This window comes from Secundilactobacillus paracollinoides, from assembly GCF_001702155.1.
Lineage (GTDB): Bacteria > Bacillota > Bacilli > Lactobacillales > Lactobacillaceae > Secundilactobacillus > Secundilactobacillus paracollinoides.
The window spans coordinates 2193063-2217242 of the sequence record NZ_CP014912.1 but is presented as its reverse complement, the minus strand read 5'-3'; the positions used below and the strand labels follow the sequence as shown (position 1 = coordinate 2217242).

18 protein-coding genes and 1 other annotated feature are annotated in these 24180 nt (G+C 46.6%); of the genes, 5 read left to right on the top strand and 13 right to left on the bottom strand.

Annotated elements, in window-relative coordinates; translation table 11 throughout:
- Positions 1–64 precede the first annotated feature (64 nt).
- The 5 genes from secA to AYR61_RS09505 all read right to left on the bottom strand — a co-directional run bounded on the left by secA (position 65) and on the right by AYR61_RS09505 (position 5375).
- Complete coding sequence (gene secA / locus AYR61_RS09520; RefSeq protein WP_065902776.1) at positions 65–2431, bottom strand: preprotein translocase subunit SecA; 2367 nt, start codon at positions 2429–2431, stop codon at positions 65–67.
- A gap of 268 nt (positions 2432–2699) precedes the next feature.
- A complete protein-coding gene (gene hpf / locus AYR61_RS09515; protein ID WP_065902774.1) occupies positions 2700–3260 on the bottom strand; it encodes a ribosome hibernation-promoting factor, HPF/YfiA family in 561 nt (186 codons plus the stop codon).
- 126 nt (positions 3261–3386) lie between these two features.
- A complete protein-coding gene (locus tag AYR61_RS15555) occupies positions 3387–3533 on the bottom strand; it encodes a ComF family protein (RefSeq protein WP_225353177.1) in 147 nt (48 codons plus the stop codon).
- Positions 3534–3602: 69 nt separating this feature from the next.
- Entirely contained in the window at positions 3603–4073 is a 471-nt protein-coding gene (locus AYR61_RS09510) for a hypothetical protein (RefSeq protein WP_225353176.1), read from the bottom strand.
- Positions 4074–5375 carry a DEAD/DEAH box helicase gene (locus AYR61_RS09505; protein ID WP_065902772.1) on the bottom strand — a complete coding sequence of 434 codons (1302 nt, stop codon included), beginning with the start codon at positions 5373–5375 and terminating at the stop codon, positions 4074–4076. It abuts the gene before it with no gap.
- Between the two features lie 52 nt (positions 5376–5427).
- Between AYR61_RS09505 and AYR61_RS09500 the strand changes: the two genes are divergently transcribed.
- Positions 5428–6075: a YigZ family protein gene (locus AYR61_RS09500; protein WP_065902770.1), complete on the top strand. Its 648-nt coding sequence runs from the start codon at positions 5428–5430 to the stop codon at positions 6073–6075.
- A 238-nt stretch (positions 6076–6313) separates the two neighbouring features.
- On the top strand, positions 6314–7234 hold the full coding sequence (locus tag AYR61_RS09490) for an acyltransferase family protein (protein ID WP_404814626.1): 921 nt from the start codon (positions 6314–6316) through the stop codon (positions 7232–7234).
- A gap of 489 nt (positions 7235–7723) precedes the next feature.
- Here AYR61_RS09490 and AYR61_RS09485 read toward each other — a convergent pair whose 3' ends face one another.
- The gene (locus AYR61_RS09485) at positions 7724–8818 is read right to left on the bottom strand and encodes a glycosyltransferase family 4 protein (protein ID WP_065902766.1); all 1095 of its coding nucleotides are present in this window, start codon (positions 8816–8818) and stop codon (positions 7724–7726) included.
- Positions 8819–9096: 278 nt separating this feature from the next.
- On the opposite strand from AYR61_RS09485, the gene AYR61_RS09480 reads away from it, so the two are divergent.
- Both AYR61_RS09480 and lrgB read left to right on the top strand, forming a co-directional pair.
- On the top strand, positions 9097–9543 hold the full coding sequence (locus AYR61_RS09480; protein WP_065902765.1) for a CidA/LrgA family protein: 447 nt from the start codon (positions 9097–9099) through the stop codon (positions 9541–9543).
- Between the two features lie 37 nt (positions 9544–9580).
- Positions 9581–10345 (top strand): antiholin-like protein LrgB, encoded by a 765-nt coding sequence (gene lrgB / locus AYR61_RS09475; RefSeq protein ID WP_065902764.1) that lies wholly within the window; start codon positions 9581–9583, stop codon positions 10343–10345.
- Positions 10346–10853: 508 nt separating this feature from the next.
- Here the strand turns inward: lrgB and ltrA are convergent.
- The 7 genes from ltrA to AYR61_RS09435 form a co-directional block, all read right to left on the bottom strand.
- A complete protein-coding gene (gene ltrA, locus AYR61_RS09470) occupies positions 10854–12236 on the bottom strand; it encodes a group II intron reverse transcriptase/maturase (protein WP_065900954.1) in 1383 nt (460 codons plus the stop codon).
- A gap of 487 nt (positions 12237–12723) precedes the next feature.
- Positions 12724–14559 (bottom strand): APC family permease, encoded by a 1836-nt coding sequence (locus AYR61_RS09465; RefSeq protein ID WP_065902761.1) that lies wholly within the window; start codon positions 14557–14559, stop codon positions 12724–12726.
- 1098 nt (positions 14560–15657) lie between these two features.
- The gene (asnA, locus tag AYR61_RS09455) at positions 15658–16665 is read right to left on the bottom strand and encodes an aspartate--ammonia ligase (RefSeq protein WP_054711435.1); all 1008 of its coding nucleotides are present in this window, start codon (positions 16663–16665) and stop codon (positions 15658–15660) included.
- A gap of 64 nt (positions 16666–16729) precedes the next feature.
- Positions 16730–16971: a binding site (T-box leader), on the bottom strand.
- A gap of 268 nt (positions 16972–17239) precedes the next feature.
- Positions 17240–18865: a chaperonin GroEL gene (gene groL, locus AYR61_RS09450; RefSeq protein WP_056987559.1), complete on the bottom strand. Its 1626-nt coding sequence runs from the start codon at positions 18863–18865 to the stop codon at positions 17240–17242.
- A 72-nt stretch (positions 18866–18937) separates the two neighbouring features.
- Positions 18938–19219 (bottom strand): co-chaperone GroES, encoded by a 282-nt coding sequence (gene groES, locus AYR61_RS09445; protein WP_065902759.1) that lies wholly within the window; start codon positions 19217–19219, stop codon positions 18938–18940.
- Positions 19220–19626: 407 nt separating this feature from the next.
- Positions 19627–21081, bottom strand: coding sequence for a cardiolipin synthase (gene cls / locus AYR61_RS09440; RefSeq protein WP_056987560.1), 1455 nt, complete (start codon positions 21079–21081; stop codon positions 19627–19629).
- Positions 21082–21298: 217 nt separating this feature from the next.
- A complete protein-coding gene (locus AYR61_RS09435) occupies positions 21299–21937 on the bottom strand; it encodes a redox-sensing transcriptional repressor Rex (RefSeq protein ID WP_065902757.1) in 639 nt (212 codons plus the stop codon).
- Positions 21938–22168: 231 nt separating this feature from the next.
- Between AYR61_RS09435 and AYR61_RS09430 the strand changes: the two genes are divergently transcribed.
- Complete coding sequence (locus tag AYR61_RS09430) at positions 22169–24136, top strand: ABC-F family ATP-binding cassette domain-containing protein (RefSeq protein WP_065902755.1); 1968 nt, start codon at positions 22169–22171, stop codon at positions 24134–24136.
- Positions 24137–24180: the final 44 nt, after the last annotated feature.

Below are 24180 nucleotides of genomic sequence, written 5' to 3'. Positions count from 1 at the left end.
TTATCAATAAAAGAGGTTGGCGGCCATTACAACCTGTCCAACCCCTTCTTGGTTTAATTTTAAATTACTCACGCGTAATGTTTTGTCGAATTTCTGACTTCATGAACAGCCGTGTGGCATCGTAATCGATGTCGGCAATCATTTCCTCAAACATCCGGTACCCATCTTGTTGGTATTCAACTAAGGGGTTCAATTGACCATAACCACGAAGCCCAATTGAAGTCCGCAGTTGATCCATGATGTCAATGTGGTCCGTCCAATGGGCATCGACCACTCGTAAGATCACCACTTTTTCGAATTCCAGCATTTGGGCTGGGTCGTAAAGTTGTTCCTTCTTTTCATCATAGACACCTTCTGCCAACCCCATCAAGAACTTCTTAATTTCGTCAGCAGTCTTATCCTTCAGGTCATCCAGTTTGATCTTATCTGGACTCACCAAAGCGGAAATAGCAAAGTCGAGGATCGTACTCAAGTCCCAATCCTTGTCTTCCCCCTGTGTGTGCAGGTTAACGACCCGGTCGATAGTCCGTTCAAACATTGGCATGATGACCCACTTCAAAGAGTCAGTCTCGTCAATGACTTGTTGCCGTTGGCCGTAAATGACTTCACGTTGTGCCCGCATCACGTCATCGTATTGCAGCACGTTCTTCCGGGAATCATAGTTGTTCCCTTCAACCCGCTTCTGCGCTGATTCAACTTGACGACTGATCATCCGGCTCTTGATGACGGCATCTTCACCTTCAACGTTCATGTGTTCCAAGAAGGATTTGACCCGGTCAGTTCCGAACCGCCGCATCAGATCATCTTCAAGCGACAGGTAGAACTGGGTCAAACCAGGATCCCCTTGACGACCAGAACGGCCACGAAGTTGGTTATCGATCCGCCGTGATTCGTGTCGTTCAGTCCCAAGGACAACGAGTCCGCCCAATTCACGAACGCCCGGTCCAAGCTTAATATCAGTCCCACGACCAGCCATGTTGGTAGCAATGGTAACGGCGCCGCGTTGGCCGGCATTCATGATGATGTCGGCTTCCTTTGCATGGTTCTTCGCGTTCAAAACAACGTGGTCAATGCCTGCCTGATCCAGTTGATCAGAAAGGTATTCGGACGTTTCAACGGCAACCGTCCCAATTAAGATCGGTTGACCCTTTTCATTTAGCTCACGAATCCGATCGACAACGGCATCGAACTTCGACTTCAGGGTTGGGTACAACACATCTGGTTCATCGATCCGAACAACCGGTTTGTTGGTTGGCACCGAAATAACTTCCATGTTGTAGATTTCCCGGAATTCTTCAATTTCAGTCCGAGCAGTACCAGTCATGCCGGCAAGTTTTTGATACATCCGGAACATGTTTTGGTACGTGATGTTGGCCATGGTCTTGGACTCTTCTTGAATGTCCACGCCTTCCTTGGCTTCAATGGCTTGGTGCAAGCCATCAGAATAACGCCGACCTTCCATAACACGACCGGTAAATGAATCAACGATCTTAACTTCACCATCGTCAACCACGTAATCCTTATCGCGCAGCATGATAAAGTTGGCCCGCAGCGCTTGGTCCATATGGTGAGTCAGGGCTGTGTTGTCAGTATCATAAAGGTTGTTTAAGTTGAAATATTTTTCAGCTTTAGCAATACCCTGTTCAGTTAACGACACACTCTTAGATTCCAAGTCGATCTTGAAATCATCGTCTTCGTGCAGCGTCTTTGCAAACCGGTTAGTCCGAATATAGAGCTGTGAAGTGCCTTCAGATTGGCCAGAAATGATCAACGGTGTCCGCGCTTCGTCAATGAGGATGGAGTCAACTTCATCGACAATGGCAAAGTTCAGTGGCCGTTGCACCATGTCGTCCTTGTAAACGACCATGTTATCACGCAGGTAGTCAAACCCAATTTCTGAGTTTGTTGAATACGTAATATCGGCGTTGTAGGCTTCCCGCTTTTCTTCTGGTGACATTTCGGCCAGGTTCAACCCAACGGTCAGACCAAGCCATGAATAGAGTTCGCCCATTTCAGTGGCATCACGTGAAGACAGATATTCGTTAACCGTAACAACGTGAACCCCTTTGCCGGAAATGGCATTCAGGTACACGGGCATGGTAGCGGTCAAGGTTTTTCCTTCACCAGTCTTCATTTCGGCAATGTTACCTTCATGAAGCACGATCCCACCCATGACCTGAACGTGGAATGGATAGAGGCCTAAGACCCGCTTAGCCCCTTCACGGGCAACGGCGAAAGCTTCTGGTAGTAACTCATCCAACGTTTCGCCATCTTGGTAGCGTTGTTGGAATTCAGGGGTTTTTGCTTGTAGATCTTCGTCAGAAAGTGCCGCGTATTCTTCGGCATGACTGTTCACTTGATCAGCCCACTTGCTGATTCGCCGGAGTTCGCGCTTATCACTTTCGACCCATTTTCTTAAAACGTTTGGCATATTAAGTTCCTTCCAAAATTAATCTCGTTTTTAACTTATGTTGTGCTAGTTTTTGAGTTTTATTGCATACTAGCAATAAGTTTAACATTTATAATGACAATTGAAAACTCATCTGGATTAGTTTGTAAGATAATTTTAATCACAATAGATGGAAGAAAGCGCTTAGCTCCCCATAAAGAAGAGAAATACCAGCCATGCGTGATTCAGGTATATCGTACTACGCAAAAAAACACCCAGAACATCAGTCCTGAGTGCCTTTCGTTCACTGTTATTCATTGTCGGCTTCAATCAAGCCGTAGCGCCCATCATTACGACGGTACACAATGTTGACGCCATCGGTTTCAGCGTCTTCATAGATAAAGAAGTCGTGCCCCAGCATGTCCATTTGAAGGATAGCTTCCTCGTTATCCATTGGTTTCAAAGAGACCCGCTTTGTCCGAACAACCTCTAACTTGGATTCTTCATCCGTTGTTTCAGCAGCGGCTGCTTCACTCGGTGTAAATTCAAAGTTCTTAAAGCCTTTTTCACGAGATTTGCGGTTCACCTTGGTCTTGTACTTGCGAATCTGACGCTCAAGTTTGTCGGTGACCAAATCGATACTAGCATACAGATCTGGTGAAGTTTCTTCGGCTCTCAACGTTAAATAAGGTAGCGGAATCGTAACTTCCACCTTTGAATCCTTATTTTGATAAACCTTTAAATTAACGTGAGCAGTCGAATCAACGCTTTGCTCAAAGTACTTTTCAAGCTTACTGATCCGTTTTTGAACGTAGTCGCGAATGGATTGGGTAACCTCGATGTTTTCTCCACGAATATTGAATGTGAGCATAGAACTTCTCTCCCTTCCACACAAACAAAAGCTAATTTAAGCAAGTATGTTAACTCAGCTTAATGTTGTTTTGTTATATTTATTATAAATGAAAACGCTACAATTAACAATGAATTGCATAAAAATTTATCCGTGAGCAAGTGTCAACCCATGCACTTCAGCCGCCCCTGCTTCGGCTAACAAATGTGCTGCAAACCTTATCGTAGTGCCAGTTGTGTAGATGTCATCCACCAGTAAAATACGCTGATTGACGCACTTGTTTTTTTGCTCAATATTTAATTTAAACGGTTGTGGTGTCCGTAATCGCTCTTGGCGGGACTTACTCGATTGCGGTTGTTGCTTTTAACTAGTCGCCGTGGTGAGCAGTTCGGCAACCTGAACGTCCTCAAGAAACCCAGCCACCTGATTAAACCCGCGCGACGCTAACGTGGTCGGGTGAATCGGAATGGGCACAACCAGATCAGGAGTTGCGCGTCTAATGGCCGTTTTAAACGCCTCTTGAAAAACATGCCTGAGCCTGTAATCGCCGCGAAATTTATATTGCAGCATAAAATCCTGCAGCGCATCATTGTAAGTAAATAAGGCTTGATTGACAAAGGGTGAACTGGCTGGCCACCGCAAACAATCGCCACAAACATCGGTGTCTCCCTGTTGGCGGCCGCACTTAGGACACCGGTTCACTAGATCAATGACCGAAAATCGGCGCCAACACCGCTGACAAGTTGCCGGGACCTTTAGCGGACGAAACGACAGCAGCGTTGTCAAACTGATTGGTGCAGTCAGCGGCGTCCCGCATAGTAAACAAGCGCTCATTTAAGTCCCCTCCTGTGTCGTCAGTCGTTTCGCCTTTCGATTCACGAATTCGATCTGCTGCTGCGCACGACGAATCGTGCCCGTTTTGGCCGTGACAAAAAATTGAACTAGGCCTTCTGGTGCCTGGGCACTTCGCCCCACCCGACCCGCAATTTGAACAAGGGCCGCTGTTGAAAACACCCGATCATCCGCCCCCAGAACAAACACGTCAATGTCGGGAAAAGTAACCCCACGCTCCAAAATTGTCGTAGTCAATAAAAAGTCAATCTGACCATCGCGCATTTGCTGCACCTTTACGTGTCGTTCAGGGTCTGCCGAATAGACTGTGACCGCCTTTTCATTTGCAAATTGGGCTTCAATGGCTGCCGCAATCGGGGCAAGATCAGCAATGTGCGGCACGAAGAATAGAAAGCGCCTGTGCGCAACAAACGCCGCCTTTAGTTGGCGCACAACAACGGTTGGCAATTGATGCTGCGCTAATTTCTTACGCCATTGGCCTACCGGCAGATAGCTCACTTGCAGCTCATGTCGTTTCACCTGCCGCAGCAGTTGTCGACTTGGTGTTGCGGTGAGATAAAGCGCCGCGCCGGCCGTTTTTTTGGCCTGCTGAACAGCAAAATGCAATCCCGGGTCTGCCGCATACGGAAAGGCGTCCACCTCGTCGATCACTAAAACATCAAAAGCATGGTAGAATCGAAGCAGTTGGTGGGTGGTACAAATCGTCAGTTGGCAGTAGCGATAATCGTCTGGCATATCTCCATAAAGCACCACTTGGTCCGTGGTTGAAAAGGCCTGTTTTAGTCGCGGTGCGAGTTCCAAACAAACATCGACACGCGGTGACGCAATGGCCACTCGCAGACCGTTAGCAATCGCCCAGGCGATCCCTTCAAAGAGCATTTCAGTCTTGCCAGCACCAGTAACCGACCACATCAGGTGATCTTCTCTGGACTTAAAATACTGGCGGATCTGGCTGCTGCACCCAGCTTGTAATGGCGTTAACTGACCGGTCCAAGTCAACGGTGCGGTCATTTCTGGAAACCGATTCGGCTCGGGCAAAGAACACAGGTTGTCAGTCGACCGCATCCGTCCTAGCTGGATACAGTTACCACAGTAACAGCTGCCGTCCGGCAATTGCGTTTCACGACGATCAATGGGCTGCCCACAGCGCTGACATTGGGCGTGCTTGCCGGTCAGTAAAATTGCTGGCCGCCGTTCCAGCGTTGGCAACTGAGCTAGTGATTCTGGTAAGTCAGATTCAGGCATCTGCCGACCATAGAGTTGATTGAGTTCTTGAATAAGCATGACGACCTCCCTTATTACCCTTAACTACGATAGAAAAGAAGGATTTGATTGAATGAATTCAGATTATTTAACAATTAAGCACTCCGGACAAAACGAGATTGAAATCAAAAAGTCTCGGTTTGTTTGTACGGTTGGCCGCGTGACTTCTAAAGAAGAGGCAGACGCCTTCATCCAAGATGTGCGTGAGGCTAATCCTAAGGCGACGCACAATTGTTTTGCTTACATGACTGGTCAAAATGATGACCTCCAGCGAGAAAGTGACGACGGCGAACCCTCTGGAACAGCTGGCATCCCCATCCTTGAAGTGTTAAAAACGATGCACCTTCACGATGTTTGTGCCGTTGTGACCCGTTACTTCGGCGATATCAAACTCGGTGCTGGTGGCCTCATCCGGGCTTACAGTAACGCAACTTCAAGGGCCATCGAACAAGTCGGCCTCGTTAAAAAGGTGCTGCAAAAAGATCTGACGATGACCGTGTCATACGCCGATTTTGATAAGCTCAGTTATTTTCTCACCCAGCAATCAATTCCCGTTGTGGATACGTCTTATGCGACAGATGTCACCGTTAAGATTGCGGTGGATCTTGACGCTATTGATGCCGTTCAGACTGAAATCACGAATCGCCTTGCTGGCAACGTGCGTATTATCGCAGGGGACGAGCATTATAACGAGGTTGACGTGCCGACTTATGAGCAATAGCGACCGTTAGTATTAATGAACCGAATGACCTTTTTCGTTTTTTAGGTTTCACGAGCTTCCAAACTTATGTAGAATTAAATCTAAACTGATACTAGATTGGAAGTCTTATCCGTGGATGCGATCCTACTCCTTATTGTCCTGGTCTTTATCGTCAGCCTCCGCCCAAACCTGCGCGGCCCCTCACCTGACTATCTCAACCGAACAACCACCGCGAGTATTAATGGTCTCTTTTTGATGCTTGTCTTATTCAGCCATCTTGTCACCTACATGCCGCCGATGCAGCATTGGTCAACACTCACGAATCTTTGGATGGCCCACTAAGGGTGAGCTGATTGTCACCACGTTCCTATTCTTTTCAGGATACGGCGTGATGGTTCAACTTCAAAAACGTGGTCCTGCCTATCTTGAGACATTTCCTGTTAAACGGATTGCAGTCACAATTTATCTTGTCTTGTCGGTTGCGATGGCGATTCCCTTTCCGCCTGGCAGAATCGTCCTCGCCTATCTGGGGTTGGCAACGATTGGCAACAGTAGCTGGTACATCTTTGCAATTCTGCTCATGTATGCGCTGACCTACGTGGCATTTAAACTTGCACCTGGTCAGCCAAATCGGGCGATCATACTGCTGTTCATCGGCACAAGCTGCTACTTAGTCATTGCGGTTAAACAGCTGCCGCCCTGGTATGCTGAAACGATTTTTAGCTATTTAGGCGGCGTGTTGTTTGCACGATACCATGAGCCCATTGAAAAACGATTAACATCCTCTTGGGGGCATTACTGGCTCCTGTTTTTATGGACGTTTAGTCTCTTTTGCGGGTTCTATATCTTATGTGCAATAACGCCCTATCGTTGGCTATTTTTTATTAGTTATCAATTTGCAGCCATCTGTTTTCCGCTATTATTCGTTTTCCTTGCAATGAAAACAACCATTCGAGCGCCGTTCTATCGCTACGTTGGCGGCACAGCAATGTTCTCGATTTACATGTTGCAGCGGTTGCCAATGATTCTCGGCCGTCACACCGTCCTTGCTCATCAACCGGTACGCTACTTCTGCTTTGTTTTAGTGAGCACGTTGTTCCTTGGCTGGGTGTTTGACCAGTTGGTTGGCCGTTTTTTGCAGCGACTTGTGGGCAAGCGCGCTTCAGTTTCGGTTAAATAACGGCTCAATTAGAGGATAGAAAAGGATGCCAAATCATTATCCGGTTGGATTTTGATTTGGCATCCTTTTTTTGGTTTTTCTTATATGATCCTAAAAGACTCAGACGTCTTATCTTTCTTGGCCACCTTGTCAAAACCGGTTTGCAGGGCACGGGGTGGACGTTTAACGGACTTTGGCAAACAATTCAGGCCAGGGATTTTCTGCCCCTCGACCCAGACTATTTTTTATGCTGTCGTTCTCGGCCACCGTGCCGAAACGAGTTCCGCAAGACTGAGAGGCTATCGTGTAACGGACTTTGACAAACAATTCAGGTCAGGGATTTTCTGCCCCTCGACCCAGACTATTTTTTTATGCTGTCGTTCTCGGCCACTGTGCCGAAACGAGTTCCGCACGGGGCTAACGTGTAACGGACTCTGGCAAAAAATCCAGACCCGGGATTTTCTGCCAGAGTCCGTTACACACCGCCCCTAACCCGCCTTGCTCCACTCTCTAATGCGAGTTCTTCGACGTCGTATTCTTAACCATCTTATTGATCCAATTCAACAACGGCTGGCGATTCTTTCCCACCAGACCGATTGCTTCAACGAAGAGTTCCAGACCAACTAAACTTGCAATCGTTAGGAAGATAGCGCCCCACAACGGGGAAATTGGATATAGTAATGAGATGAAGGCAAAAATCAAAGCGATGCCGTAGATGACCATCACCGTTTGCCGATGGGTCAATCCCAGCTGCATCAGTCGATGATGCAAATGGTGCTTATCCGCGTGTGAGATCGGCTGGCGATTCAACATCCGGCGCAGAATCGCGTACACGGTATCCGTAATTGGCACACCCAAAATGATCACTGGGATGATGACCGAAATAAACGTCACGTTTTTCAGACCATACAGTGAAAAGACTGAGATCATAAACCCGATAAACAGGGAGCCTGTATCTCCTAAATAAATTCGCGCCGGGAAAAAGTTGTACGGGAGAAAGCCAACCATCGCAAAAACTAGCGCAAAAATACTGATGCTGACGAACGTATTAGCGACATTTAAGAAAAAGAACCCCGTGATCCCCATCGTTGACAGTGCGATGATGCCCACACCATCAGCCAGCCCATCCAGGCCGTCGATCAAGTTAACCGCATTGGTAATCGCTAAGATCCAGATCCACGTCACAGGTAAGCTCAGCCATCCAAGGGAAATGCTCCCGATAAATGGCAGCGTGATATGAATCATTTTTACCCCAGCAACAAAGTAAACTTCCAAAGCTGCAAGCGAAATTCCCAATACTTTTTGGCGAGGCTTCAATTCAAAAATGTCATCAATAATGCCCGTCAGGATGATGATACATTCTCCACCAAAGACGCCCCAAAGTTGTTTGGTGGAAATCTGTTGGCGTAATAAGAACACCGTTGCAAACGTGTACGCCAGGAAGATGGCTAAGCCCCCCATAGTTGGCATGGGTACTTTATTGACTCGGCGAGCGTTGGGATTATCCACCGCCCCGACCCGAAATGCAAGCTTGCGGATGAACGGCGTCAAAATTGCCGCAAAGATCATCGTTGCAATTAAACTGACAATAATTTCGAACTTCATAGCGTCTTCCTTTCTGTGAAATACTGTCTCCTATTATACAAATCGCTTTCAGTAAAGACAATCTTCCGAGAGATAAAACTAAATAATATTAATTAATTTTTGAGCAAAGATGTTGACGTGATAACCTTTTTCACAATTGAAATCGCTATCTTCAACAACTGTTTATGACTATCTCCTTGCCTTTTTAACGAAAACTTATTATAATTGGTCTGTGAAGTGAAAGCGCTTTGCAAGTTTGTGAAAAGTGTTTTATATATTTTTGAAAGGAGTGTTTTTCCATGGCAAGCAATCAACAAAGTGCCAATACAACGGAGGCTGAGCATGAACCAGCACCGATCTTACAACAAATGGCAATTTTTGCCTGCGTTCTGTTTGTGTCATCATTAATTTCACCATTATTCCCAAAGTCATTTCCAGTGCCAACACCGGTTATTGGTTTGATTCTCATGTACGTTTTATTGGCATCACACGCGATTAAGCTTTACCAAGTTGAAAAGATGGCTGATTTCTTAATTAGTTTAATCGCCTTCTTATTCGTCCCATCTGGGGTGCAAATGGCTAATTCCCTTAACGTCTTCACCGACGACGGTGCTTTGACTGGGGTTATGTTGATCGTTGTTATTATTTTAGCAACCATCATCTTGTTAGTCGTTATCGCTTACACTACTGCATGCTTCATGTGGATCAGCCGTAAGGTCTTCCACAAGAGTACTGACGTTCAGTAGGTTTCGATAGCTCTCAATATAGAAAGGATTGAGTTAAATGACTTGGGTTAACTTTTTCGGTAATGCCTTAGACCCGAAAGTCGGTGGGATTGCCTTCTTCGGTATCTTCCTATCGCTCGTTGTCTTCTTAATTGGGCAATGGTTGTTCAAAATTAGTAATGGTTTCTTCTTATTCCAGCCTTTATTCGTTGGTATGGTTCTTGGTATTTTTGTTCTCTGGCTGTTGTCAAAATGGTTCGGTGTTTCACTGCCAACCTTCTACATGGCCGCATACAAGCCCGGTGGTGACATCTTATTCTGGTTCTTGAACCCTGCCACTATCGCGTTTGCCATTCCGCTATATCGTCGGAACGATGTCTTCAAAAAGTTCTGGCTTGAAATTGTGCTATCATTAATCGTCGGGATGGTTATTTCATTGATCGTCATCTACTTCGTTGCCAAGGTTGCTGGCCTGAACAACACGATGATCTCATCAATGTTGCCACAAGCTGCTACCACTGCCGTCGCAATGCCGATTTCCGCCGCTGTTGGTGGGAACTCAGCCGTTACCGCAATGGCATGTATCTTAAACGCCGTCTTGATCTACGCCTTAGCTGACTTCTTGATCAAGATCTTCCGTTTGAACAGCGACCCCGTTGGAGCAGGTTTAGGTTTAGGGACTGCCGGCCATACCGTTGGTTCTGCCAAAGCCGTTCAATTAGGTTCTGTCCAAGGTGCCATGGCTTCTATCGCGGTTGTTGTTATTTCAATCGTTGTTGATATCGTGGTTCCACCATTTGCATCAATGATGCACTTGTTCTAAAATCGCATTTATTTGAACGAAACATTAGCCTCGGACTTCGGTTCGGGGCTTTTTTGTGGCCTTTTATCCCGCGCTATCTATCGAGATCAACGGTACCAATGCAAACTTAACGCCACCATAAAATCTGCTAACATTGCCTCCCCGCATAACCCAACCGGTCGCTTGGTGACTGTTTGGGTTGGGTGGGTTAAATAGCGCTGACATGCCGCTACGTTCCATCGTTTGGCCCTGCAGGCTGAAGTGGGTCGCTCTGGGGAGCTATTGAATGTCTTGGCAGAAATTCAAGGATCTCCTAGGTCTCCCAACATTGCCCCCCACCTGAAGACGTCACACAACATCACTTTTTCATCCGGCGATGCGTCAAGTCCCCCAAGCCGATACAGTAGCTTTAAGTGCGCTAAGGCCCCCACTCCTCAAACAACGAATCGAGTAGGAGGTAATTGATTAATTCAATTACCGACCTCTCACACCACCGTACGTACGGTTCCGTATACGGCGGTTCAATAATTTAAGCACTTTGTATTGACTGGAGTGTCTTGCTCATATTGATGAGTCCAAGGCGTTCCAGTCTTTTGTTTGTCAGAGTATAGGTCAATGTCTTGCTATGCGCAGTTCGCCAATAACCCTTACGGGTATTGGCCATTGTATAAGCACTGGTGCCAGAAAGCCCCAGTTTTACAAGATGATTGACCTTTGTTTTGAGCTTCTTCCACTGTTTCCAAATATACTGGCGAATCCTTGCTCGCAACCATTCGTCTAAGTGACGGATAAAATTGGTCATTTTCCCGACCGAATAGTACTGTAACCACCCACGCATCTTTTGATGAATCTCGTTAAACACCAGGTTTAACGAAACGCCCCGATTGCGCTTGGTCATTTTCCTGAGTGCAGACTTGATGCGTTGCTTGGCCTGCCAAGCAGGTCGCGCATACGCACCTCCTCGACCAACCCCCAAGGAAAATCCCAGGAACTTGGCCCGCAGAGGCGAACTTACTGATGTCTTGTCCTCATTGACGGTGACCTTTAGGTCGCCTTCAAGAAAGCGAGTAACATTAGTCAGAACCCGTTCTCCAGCACGTTTGCTTCGGACATAAATATTACAATCGTCCGCATAGCGGACAAACTTATGACCTCTGGAAGTTAACAGCTTATCCAGTTCGTTGAGATAAATGTTAGCCAAAAGTGGCGATAAGGGGCCACCTTGAGGGGTGCCTTTATCACTTCGTTCAAATAGACCACCATTCATGACACCGCTGGTTAGGAAGCGACGAATGAGATGCAGTATCCATGGATCCGTAATATACTGCTCAATAAATTTAATAAGCAGATCGTGGTTGACCGTATCGAAGTATGCTTTTAAATCGAGATCCACGACATAGTGATAGCCCTGATTGTAGAACTGAACCACTCTATCAATGGCATCTTTAGCACTTCGATTCGGTCGGAACCCAAAACTATTATCTGAGAAGACACGCTCAAATGTTGGCACCATGACTTGCGCCATGGCTTGTTGAACAAGTCGGTCAATCACAGTTGGTATTCCGAGCTTGCGTTTACCACCATTAGGTTTTGGAATTTCAACCCGCTTAACGGGACGAGGCCGATAGGTCTCGTTTTGTAAAGCTTGCAGTAATTCCTGTTTATGTTTCCTCAAGTAGGGCAACAGTTCGTCAACGGTCATTCCGTCTAGTCCTGCTGCACCTTTGTTTCTGCAGACGCGAAGATAAGCCTCGTTCAGGTTATTTCGGTCTAAGACTAACTCTTGAAACTTAGTGCCGTTCATCATCGTATTTTCACCAGAGTCAGTGCTACGCACCCCGACTTGTTCTTGGGCTTCCAGTCCTACTGTCCGCCGGCGGTCAGCTTTTTCTGTATTCTGCGGTTGTTGCACTGTCTCCACCTCCAATATCAATGATGACCTATTATTGTTCAGCCCTTCGTGGCAGATACCACTACTATGGCCTCGGCTGACTCCTGTATCGTTCTGCACCACATCACTGCGATGTTTGTTCCTGTGGCGCTTAGCGCGCCTCTTGTCGGGAACGTACGATACAGGCCTCCCCGGGTAAGAACGCCCACTTTCGTACCATGTCATTGCCAGCTTTACTGCGATGGCCTCGAGTAGTATTGGACTTTGGTTTGTTTGGCAACCTCGTCCGACCAACACAGCCTTATAGCTGATTCTTGTACATCAATGCGGTACTTTGTCGCCGACTTCCTTCAGATTCCACCTCACGATGGACACCCTTGTCATTGACTTGCGGTTCCGACTACTACGGCCCGCAACGGACTTTCACCGTCTAGTTGGCGCCCATGCCGGGCGCACCAAAAAAGCAGCCCCAGATCATCTGATCCAGAGCTGCTTTCGCTTGTTCTAACTAACGCTTCAAGTGGTAACTGTAAGTTGAAACGATAATGTTTTGACGCGTATTTAAGGCACCACGCAGACGCAGTGCAGTTTGGTTATGCAGCACATTTTGCCATGGATGGCGTGGTACGAACTGGGGTACAAGAACGGTCGTGGTAAAGTTCCGTTCAGCAGCCCGTTTGGCAATCACATCACAGAACCGCATGGTTGGTGTAATGATTGACCGGTATGACGAGTGAATGTCCACAAATCGAACGTCTGGGAACTTCACTTTGAACTCGTGCGCCGTCTTATGTTCCTTCACTGGATTTTCGTCAAACGACACGTGCATCGCGATCACGTAGTCCCCGATGGACCGCGCGTAGTCGATCGCATTAGCCGTTACCTTCGTCACGTTGCTGACAAGGACAATGACTGTTGCACCATCATAGTGGTGATTTTCAGGCGTAAACTTCTCGCTCACACGCAGTTGTCGCGCCACGTTATCATAGTGCAAGTGAATCCGGTAGAACATGTAGTAAAGCATTGGCATCACGATCAGGTAAGGCCAAACGTTGCCGAAATGTAGGAAGAACAGGCAAACAACCAGTGAGGCTGAAATAAACGCCCCGAGGAAGTTGATGAAGGCCTTTAATGGCCAGATACCCTCTCGTACCCGGAACCAGTGTCTGATCATCCCGGATTGCGACAACGTAAATGGGACGAACACACCGATTGCGTATAATGGAATCAGCAAACTCGTTTTCCCGTTAAAGATAATGATCAAAACAATGGCACTAACTGCTAATGAGATGATCCCGTTGGAGTACCCTAACCGATCGCCTCGGTCAAGGTAGGCATGTGGCAAGAACTTATCCTTGGCCAGGTTATAAGCCAGAATTGGGAACGCTGAAAACCCTGTGTTCGCCGCCACGGCTAAAATTAAGGCCGTTGAGAGCTGAATGAGGTAATAGATCAACCCGTGCCCAAAGACTGCTTCAGCAATTTGTGACAGCACAGTGTTGTCTGCCATTGGCCGAATACCGGTGTAGTAACTCAGGAACGTGATTCCAGCAAAGAAGAGCGCCAGAATCGTTGCCATGATCGCCAAGGTTGCCGACGCATTGTGGCTCTTTGGCTTTTTGAAGTTTGGCACCGCGTTACTGATGGCTTCAACCCCGGTCAGTGACGATGACCCGGATGAGAAGGCCCGCAAGAACAGCACGACCGACATACCGCTAACCGACGTCGTTAACCCCGCTGAAGCGTGGTAGGCAATCTGCCCCGTTGCGATCCGGAAGAGTCCCCAGAGTACCATCCCAATAATCATAATGATGAAGAAGTAGACCGGGAAGGTAAGGAAGGACGCCGAATCGCGCATGCCCCGTAAATTAATGGCCATGATGCCAAGGACAATAATAATAGCAACGATCACTTGATAGTGACTTAACGCTGGAATTGCCGAGACAATGGCATCAACCCCTGATGTCACAGAAACCGCCACAGTCAGCATATAGTCGACCAGCAATGAGCCCCCAGCAACTAACCCCGCTGAGGTCCCCCAGTTTGTCGAGGCAACCACGTAGGCCCCACCACCAGATGGATATGCATGAATGATCTGTTGGTAAGACAGTGTGATGGCAAACAGCAAGACCAGAACTAACAGCGCAACCCACATTTGATACATCAAGGCTGCAGCTGATAATGTGATCAAGACAGTCGTAATTTGTTCAGTCCCATAAGCCACTGATGATAGCGCGTCAGAAGAAAGTAGTGCAAGAGCTTTGAACTTTGTTAAGGCCTGACCGCCTTCATCTGTGGTCCTTAACGGTTTCCCAATTAACAACCGTTTCAAATAACGCCACATTTTCTTTACTCCTTTTCCGACTAATAATAGCTATCACCTACGAAAATTCATAACTGATAGCTTTTTTAATCCCCAATATTCGATAACTAGTATTTTTGCGCAAATCCGCTTCACGCAAAATCATTAGGTATTGTACACCAATCCACCATTAATTACTATTTATTTTAAAAAGAATGGGTACCTTATGAGAATTTGTCAAAAACATTGAGGTAAAACCCTGTTACATCAACATTTTGGGTCGAAAGCTCATAATCAAATTCTAACACTTTCTGACCCGAAACGGACAAGAAAGCGACATCATTCAGGGTTCTTTTTCCAAATCACCACAAAAAATAATGATTGCGCGTAACGACGGCTCATTTATCGATCAGTAAACTGAAGGAGTTTTCCATTGTTGGGTGATTCAAAGTAGCGCCTTAATATCGCTTCGTTCCACCGTTCGGCCCTGCAGGCTGAGGTGGAGTCACTCTGGGGGAGTATTGAATGTCTTTCCAGAAATTCAAGGATCTCCTACATCTCCCGTGGTCGTATCCGGCTAAAAGACAGCCGCTAACGATCACCGACATCACAGCCTGCAATGCCGAACGGTTCCACTACACTATAATTCTGTTAGTAGTCGTCACAATTAATAAGTCTTCAAAAGTGGTATCACTAAAATTCCATATTAATCGTTACTAGTAACTAACTCGTCATGAGAAGCATTGCTGTTAATAGCCTTACTAGCAGTCGAGGGCGGATTCTCTGCGAACTTGATTTAGCGCAATTGTGATGCTTAACTCGTGAAAGAAACGGGCTCAACGTCAGTGGAATGCAGCAATTTGGCACGGAGCTGTGGTGTCGACATCAGTTATCGACCGTACTTTGGTCGGTTACTGATGTGCGAGACGACTTAGATCCACTCGAGAGCTGCGCAGCAGAAATCGAGTTAGCTCAGTCGCGAGCCACTACACGGCCTGCCAAATTGCGGAATGCAACGGCCTGTCACCCAACATTGGAAAGACCCAAACTGAATCAACTAAGGCCGCTCATACAAAAGATCCTCTGTACCCGGTCATTATTCTGGGCACAGAGGATCTTTACAGAGACAATTTTTTTAGATTAAAGCAGGTGGATATTAGCAGCCGCACACTGATCCAGCATGTCCTGTGGCCAAACACTGGCTTGAACTTCACCAACGTGAGCCTTTCCTAATAACAGCATGCACAGGCGTGACTGACCGATACCGCCACCAATGGTATATGGCAGTTCACCAGCAAGCAATTGTTTGTGGAATGGCAGACTGGCACGGTCCTCAGCATCAGCAGCTTTCAATTGAGCCTTCATCGCCGTTTCATCGACCCGAATCCCCATGCTTGAAATTTCAAGGGAACAGTTCAATGGTTCGTACCAGAACAAGATATCGCCGTTAAGTTGCCAATCATCATAGTCAGGTGCACGGCCGTCATGGCGTTTGCCAGACTTAAGCAGACCGCCAATTTGCATCAAGAATACGGCACCGTCTTCTTTACAGATGGCGTCTTCACGTTCCTTAGGCGTCTTATCAGGCCACCGGTCTTCCAGTTCCTGCGTGGTGACGAATTTAATGTCATCTGGGAGGTGGTGGACAGCATCTGGGTACTTGTACCAAACTTCGTCTTCCATGTGCTTAATGACCTTAAAAATACGGCGAACGGTGGTCTTCAATGTATCAGTGGTCCGTTCTTCCTTAGCAATGATTTTTTCCCAGTCCCATTGGTCAACGTAGATGGAGTGGAAGTTGTCCAGATCTTCATCCTTACGAATGGCATTCATGTTGGTGTACAGCCCTTCATGCATCTTAAAGCCATAACGATGCAGCGCCATCCGCTTCCACTTCGCAAGGGAGTGCACAATTTCCATGGTTTCACCAGGCATGTCCTTCATGGTAAATGAAACGGGTGCTTCAACGCCATTTAAATTATCATTCAACCCCGTTGAGCGTTCGACCATCATTGGGGCGGACATCCGTTGCAACCCCATCTCTTTGCCGAACTCATCCTGGAACGTTTCACGAATATAACGAATAGCAGCTTCAGTTTCTTTAACTGACAATTTTGGATCGTAATCCTTTGGGACAATAAAATGCATAGTCAAAAACTCCTTTGAAATTTTGTACGACACTGGGAAACGAAAAAAGCCTTCCGTCCCCAGCTAAAGGGACGAAAGACTTTTCGCGGTACCACCCAGTTTGTCTATTTCAAATAGACCACCTTACGACGCACCATCATGCGCCTCCGGACAATAACGGGCCGGTCACGTCTACGCCTACTCTGGCAACGCCATTTGGGGTAGCAATCTCAGAAAGTGTTATTCAGTGCTCTCGATACCTCATCGGTTTTCCACTAACCCCGATTCACTGTCAGGTCGAAAGGACTTACTTATCTTTCTGTTTTTTCGTCTGTTTCGTATGTGTCTTTACTTTAGCATGTAAATGAGAGTTTGAAAAGAGGAAATTTTAAAATGACTTTCAGCTGCCATTCAAGAGAGCGCTTTCATATCTTGATTACCGCCTATTCAAGTTTTGAAATAAAATTAAAATTATCTCACCGCACAACTCTTATTCTCATTATCATCAAATTTCGGGAAAATAAAAACGCCGCGAAATCAAATTGATCTCGCAGCGCTTCTTAATTTATTCTTTACCCTAAATGGTGAGGCGTGATTACATCATGCCGCCCATACCTGGTTGGGCTGGGGCTGCAGGAGCAGCTGAATCATCCTTAGGTTCGTCAGCAACAACGGCTTCAGTTGTCAGCAACAGTGCTGAAACTGATGAAGCGTTTTGTAATGCTGAACGGGTAACCTTGGTTGGGTCAACGATGCCGGCCTTAACCATGTCTTCGAACTTGTTGGTAGCTGCGTTGTAACCAACGCCAGTTTCCAAGCCCTTCATGTGGTCAACGATAACAGAACCTTCAACACCGGCGTTTTCTGCGATTTGACGAACAGGTTCTTCCAAAGCACGACGCACGATGGCAACACCAGTTGCTTCGTCACCTTCGGCTTCAACCTTGTCCACGTCACCGATCACGTTGATCAATGCGGTACCACCACCGGCAACAAAGCCTTCTTCAACGGCGGCACGAGTAGCGTTCAAAGCATCTTCAATTCGGTACTTGCGTTCCTTCAATTCGGTTTCAGTTGCGGCACCGACACGAACAACAGCAACACCGCCGGCTAACTTAGCCAAACGTTCCTTTAACTTGTCCTTGTCAAAGTCAGAAGTTGTGGCATCGATTTGCGTCTTGATTTCAGCAACACGTTCTTCGATTTGTTCCTTAGAACCAGCACCTTCAACAACGGTCGTGTTGTCCTTAGTGACGTTAACCTTGTTAGCTTGACCTAATTGATCAATCGTTGCATCCTTCAAGTTCAAGCCAAGGTCATCGGTGATCACAGTCCCACCAGTCAGAACAGCAATGTCTTGAAGTTGGGCCTTACGACGGTCACCAAAGCCAGGGGCCTTAACAGCAACGACGTTGAACGTCCCACGCATCTTGTTCAGCACAAGGGTTGGTAAAGCTTCGCCAGTGATGTCATCAGCGATGATCAACAATGAACGACTTTGTTCAACAACGGATTGCAGTAATGGCAAGATGTCTTGAATGTTTGAGATCTTCTTGTCAGTGATCAGGATGTATGGGTTGTCCAAGTTAGCTTCCATTTTATCGTTATCGGTAACCATGTACTGTGACATGTACCCACGATCAAATTGCATCCCTTCAACAACGTCCAAGCTGGTATCAACACCACGTGATTCTTCAATGGTGATCACGCCGTCATTACCAACTTTTTCCATGGCGTCGGCAATTAATGTACCAGTTTCTTCACTAGCTGAAGAAATAGCAGCGATCTGGGCAATGTCATCTTTGGTAGTGACCTTGTGGCTCATCTTGTGTAAGGCATCAACGGCTGCGTTAGTGGCCTTTTCGATCCCACGACGGATGCCGACAGGGTTAGCACCGGCAGTGACGTTCTTCATACCTTCGTTAACGATTGCTTGGGTCAAAACAGTGGCAGTAGTTGTCCCATCACCAGCGATATCGTTGGTCTTTGAAGCAACTTCAGCAACTAACTTAGCACCTAAGTTTTCAAAGTGATCTGACAATTCGATTGCCTTAGCGATCGTCACACCATCGTTAGTGATGGTTGGGTTACCGTAAGATTGTTCCAAAACAACGTTACGACCCTTAGGACCAATGGTGGTCTTAACTGTATCTGCCAATTTATCTACACCGCGAAGCATTGCGCCACGGGCGTCTTCAGAGAACTTTAACTCTTTAGCCATAATTAATTTTTCACCTCATATGATTAATTGTTAATTTTGTGTTTATGTCTGCCCTATTCAGGCTGACCGGTTTTAGTCAACGATTGCGACTAAATCTTTTTCGTGAACCACAAGGTAAGAAGCACCTTCATACTTAACTTCAGTGCCGGAATACTTGTCAAGCAAGACGGTCTCGCCTTCCTTAACACTTGGGGCAACCTTTTCACCGTTATCAAGTACACGGCCATCACCAACAGCAACTACCTTTGCAGTTTGTGGCTTTTCTTGGGCGTTACTTGCTAAAACGATACCACCAACAGTGGTTTCTTCTTCTTGAGCTTGTAAGATCACACGGTCTCCTAATGGTTTTAACACTTGAATCCCTCCAATAAATCTAAAGATTTAGCACTCTTAGCACTCATCTAACACAAGTGCTAATCAACAATTAATACTATAAAATTATTCGGGGTAAAATGCAAGTTATATTGACTAGAAAGTTGAAAAGAGTGTGGAGAAAGGCGGTTAAGGGGCAGAATGTAAGGGACTCTGACAGAAATGCCTGGGTTTGGCATTTTTGTCAGAGTCCCTTACATGGCCGCCCCTTGCTTTTCGGAACACGTTTCGGCACGGCTGAATAGAAAGACTCTATGAGATGACGAGAATCGAGAAAATGTGTAAAAAAATCGAGAAGAAAATTGAGAAGGAACCCGATAAGCAGGAAAAGATAAGCAAAGTACAAGACAGTAATCCCCAAGCACAATAAAACTCAAAGTGGCCGCCACTCACAAAATCGGCGCCAACAATCGCGAAACACTCTGCTTAAACCGCAAGTACAACGACTGATCCGCAAACATTTCAGGCGTGATCAATGTACTTTCCGCCATATCCTGTTCAAATAACGCGGCCAGCTGTGTATTTATCTCCTTATCATATAGAAAGGCATTCACTTCAAAGTTTAACTTAAAGCTGCGGTAATCCATATTAGCACTGCCAACTGAGGCCACTTCGTCATCGACCAGCATCGTCTTTGCGTGTAAAAATCCATTCCCGTAGTAGTAGATTTTCGCACCAATTTCAGCTGTGTCTCTGCAAAAATGTTGGGTGGCTCGGTAGACAAATGGATGGTCCGGCATACTGGGCACCATAATGCGCACGTCAACGCCCGACATAATGGCAATCTTCAACGCTTCAATCACGCCATCATCGGGAATAAAGTACGGCGACTGGATCCAGAGCCGTTTTTTAGCCATCTGAATCAAGCGAATGTAGCCCATCTTGATTTGCTGCAATTGAGAATCCGGCCCGCTGCTGACGATCTGCATACTCGTTAATCCCTTTGGCGCCATCACTGGAAAGTAGTCACGATCGACGTAGTTATCTGCAAGTTTTGCTTTCTTTGACGTCGCATTCCAGTCCAGAACAAACCGGCTTTGGAGCGCAAAGACAGCTGCCCCTTCAATGCGAATATGCGTGTCGCGCCAGTGGCCAAATTTTTTGCTGCAGCCAAGGTATTGGTCACCAATGTTAAACCCGCCGACGTAACCAATTTCCCCATCGACCACCACTATTTTGCGGTGATTTCTAAAGTTGAGACGAAAGTCAAGAATAGCGGAACGCGCCAAGAATGGCTCAACATATCCGCCAGCATCGATCAGTGGCTTAAAAAAGCGCCGATAAGTCCCCATTGACCCCCACGGATCATAGATGACCCGTACCGTAACACCGGCCTTAGCACGGGCAACAAGGGCGCTTAAGACAGCGCTGCCAATTTCATCATTATAAAACGTGTAGAATTCAACATTCACGTTGCGTTGCGCGGCGTTAATGTCACGGATGATGGCGTCAAACAAGCTATTGCCATCCGTAAATAGTTTCACGCGATTTCGTCGGGTCAAAAAAGCGCGATTGGCCCGCATAAAAAGCTGCATTGTTCCGGCAATATCGCGCGACACCGGGTGTTGGCTTGTATCGGGCTCTAGCAGCAGTTCTCGTTGTTCAGACAAAATTGTATCTAACCGCGTCTGAACCGTATTATCGACTTTGAAAAGTTTGTTTTTGGGGAGTTGTCTCCCAAAAAAAGCGTAAAAAATGAACCCGATTACCGGCAGTAACAACAACACCAGCAGCCACGCCCACATCGCGGCAATATCGCGACGTTGTCGAAACACTGTAAACAGTGCCGTCATCAGGTTAATTGCGTAGATCACACCAAGGATCATGGACCAAGAAATCGTCACATGCTCACCTCCAATAAGGGTTACAAAAAGTATAGCACTATTGTGCGTTTTCTCACACAAGTTCGAAATTTTGACCGCTTCTTGAAAGCGAAAAATAGCGCCTATCCAGATCAAATAGGCGTTTTAAATTTACTTGTTGTGTTCTTGTTTCGATTAAAAAAATGACACAAACAAAAAAAACTGACCAATGCCACTAAGGGTCATTAGCCAGTTTTGCTTATGCTTCTTCGTTATAGTGATCCAAGAAGTAGACCAATGTCTGTAATTCATTCGTCAGATCCACGTTTTGAACGCGCACGTTATTCGGAACTGATACCCGAAATGGCGTAAAGTTCAAAATACCGCGGATACCACCAGCGATAGCTTCATCCGTTACCGATTGGGCAACGTCTGCAGGAACCGTAATGATGGCAACCTGAATTTGTTGATCCTTCAACTGTTTTTCAAGTTCAGCCATTGGATAAACGGGCACACCGCTCTTAACGGTGTTTGCGAGGTCAGCCTTAACATCAAAAGCAGCGCTGATACGGACGTTGGAATTTTGATGGAAGTTAAAGTTCAACAGCGCATTCCCGAGGTTCCCAACCCCGATCAAAGCGGCGTTGGTCAATTTGTCCTGGTTCAGGATCTTCTTGAAGAACTTTAGCAAACTCTCAACATCATACCCATACCCGCGTTTACCCAGGGCACCAAAGTATGAAAAATCACGACGGATCGTTGCTGAATCAACCTTTACGGCTTCTGATAATTCAGTCGACGAGGCCCGCGTCTTGTCTGCATCTTTTAAGATGTTTAAGTAACGGTAATAGATCGGCAAGCGCTTAGCGGTTGCCTTTGGGATCTTTGTTTCTGCCACAGTAACTCCTCCTTGTGAATTTTAGTAAAGTGAATGAAGTGAATTAGAATAAGTGCGTGTATTCTACTCTTAATTCTGGGGCTTGTGAAATAGCCATCCTCGCTCATTATAGCATAAACCCTTATCTTGTGAAATAATTTTCAATAAAAAGGTTGTGAAAACTGTTATTTACCAGTTAATGAGCCCCTATTATGGTAAAATAGTTTCACGAAGAAAGGTAGGCTGATTCATATGTTATTACAAGTCCAGCAAGTGACGCGGCGCTTTGGTGCTGAAACACTTTTTGCCGACGTCAACATGGATATCCCGGATAATGGCCGGGTGGCACTTGTTGGTCGCAATGGTGCCGGAAAGTCAACACTGATCCGCATCATTGCCGGAATCGATGCGCCTGATAAGGGCCAGATCGTTACCCGAAAGAAGTTAACACTCGGGTACCTGGCCCAAGATACAGGGCTTGATTCCAATAAGTCCATCTGGGAAGAAATGGCCAGCGTGTTTGCGGCCCTTCAGGCTCAGGAAGACCAGTTGCACGAGTTAGAAGCCCAAATGAGCGATCCCGATATTATAGCGGATCCTGACCAATTTGAACAGGTCACCACAACCTATGACCGAATCCAAAGTGACTTTAAGGCTAATAACGGTTATGGGTACCGAGCTGAGATTCGCGGTGTGCTTCACGGGTTCGGCTTTAACGAACCCGACTATGACCGTTCTGTCAACGAACTGTCTGGCGGTCAAAAAACACAGTTGGCGCTCGCTAAACTTCTGTTAGAAAAACGCGACTTGCTCATATTAGATGAACCAACGAACCACTTGGACGTTGAAACGTTGACCTGGCTCGAAGGCTACATCCAGTCTTACAAGGGCGCGTTGCTGATTGTTTCTCATGACCGGTACTTCTTAGACCGTATCGTGAGCGAAGTGTACGACATGTCATCTGGCATCCTCACCCACTACCATGGCAACTATTCCAATTACGTGGACCAAAAAGCGGCGAAGTTAAGACGTGAATGGAAGGAATACGACAAGCAACAGGCAAAGATCTCCAAGCTTGAAGATTTCGTGAACCGAAACATTGTGCGTGCTTCAACGACCAAACGTGCTCAAGCGCGGCGGAAACAACTCGCTAAAATGGACCGTGTTGATCGGCCAGAGGGTGCTGACAAGGTTGCCCATTTTGAATTTGTACCCACTAAAGAAAGCGGCAATATTGTGCTCACAACGACCGACCTCGCAATTGGTTACACACCGGACAACGTGTTGGCGCAACCAGTGAATCTGGATGTCAATAAACACCAGGCAATTGCCATTGTCGGGCCAAACGGCGTGGGTAAATCAACCCTGCTCAAAACGATTCTGGGTAAAATTCCGGCCATTAAGGGCGACGTGCATTTTGGCACCGGCGTTGAGACCGGCTACTACGATCAGGAACAAAAATCACTCCATGGTGAAAAAACGGTGTTAAACGAACTTTGGGATGATCACCCAACAACCCCTGAGGGCGATATTCGCACGATTCTCGGGAGTTTTCTATTCACGGGTGAAGACGTCGACAAGATGGTGCATAGCCTCAGTGGTGGTGAAAAAGCCCGGTTGCTGCTCACCAAGCTTGCCATGCGTCACGATAATTTTCTGATTTTGGATGAACCGACTAACCATTTGGATATTGATAGCCGGCAAGTGCTGGAAAACACACTGAATGACTTCGAAGGTACCGTCCTGTTTGTTTCCCATGACCGGTACTTTATCAACCAAGTCGCCACATCAGTGGTCGAGCTTTCAGCTGAGGGTTCAGAACTTTATCTGGGCGACTATGACTACTACATTGATAAAAAAGAAGAGCAGGAAGCCTTGGCAGCCCAAAAAGAAGCTGAGGCAGCTGAAGCTGCGGGTACAACTGTGACGACGGCCGCTCCGACAACCAGTCAAAATAAGCAGCAGTATCAGCAATCTAAGGAACAGCAGAAAAAAGAACGTAAGCTGACTCGTCAGGCGGATGCCTTGGAGGAACAGCTGACAGTCCTCTCTGATCAAAAGGATGCGTTAGAAACGCAAATGTCCCAGCCAGACGTTTTCTCAGATATCGAAAAACTAACTAAGCTGCAGGACCAGCTGAACGACGTGAATGCGGAAATCGAAACCACTGAAGATCAATGGGAAGAGATTTCGATGACGTTGGAGGAGCTGCAGGGTTAGCCTTCTGAAACACGTTTCCGCTATGTTGCATAAAAAGAAAACCT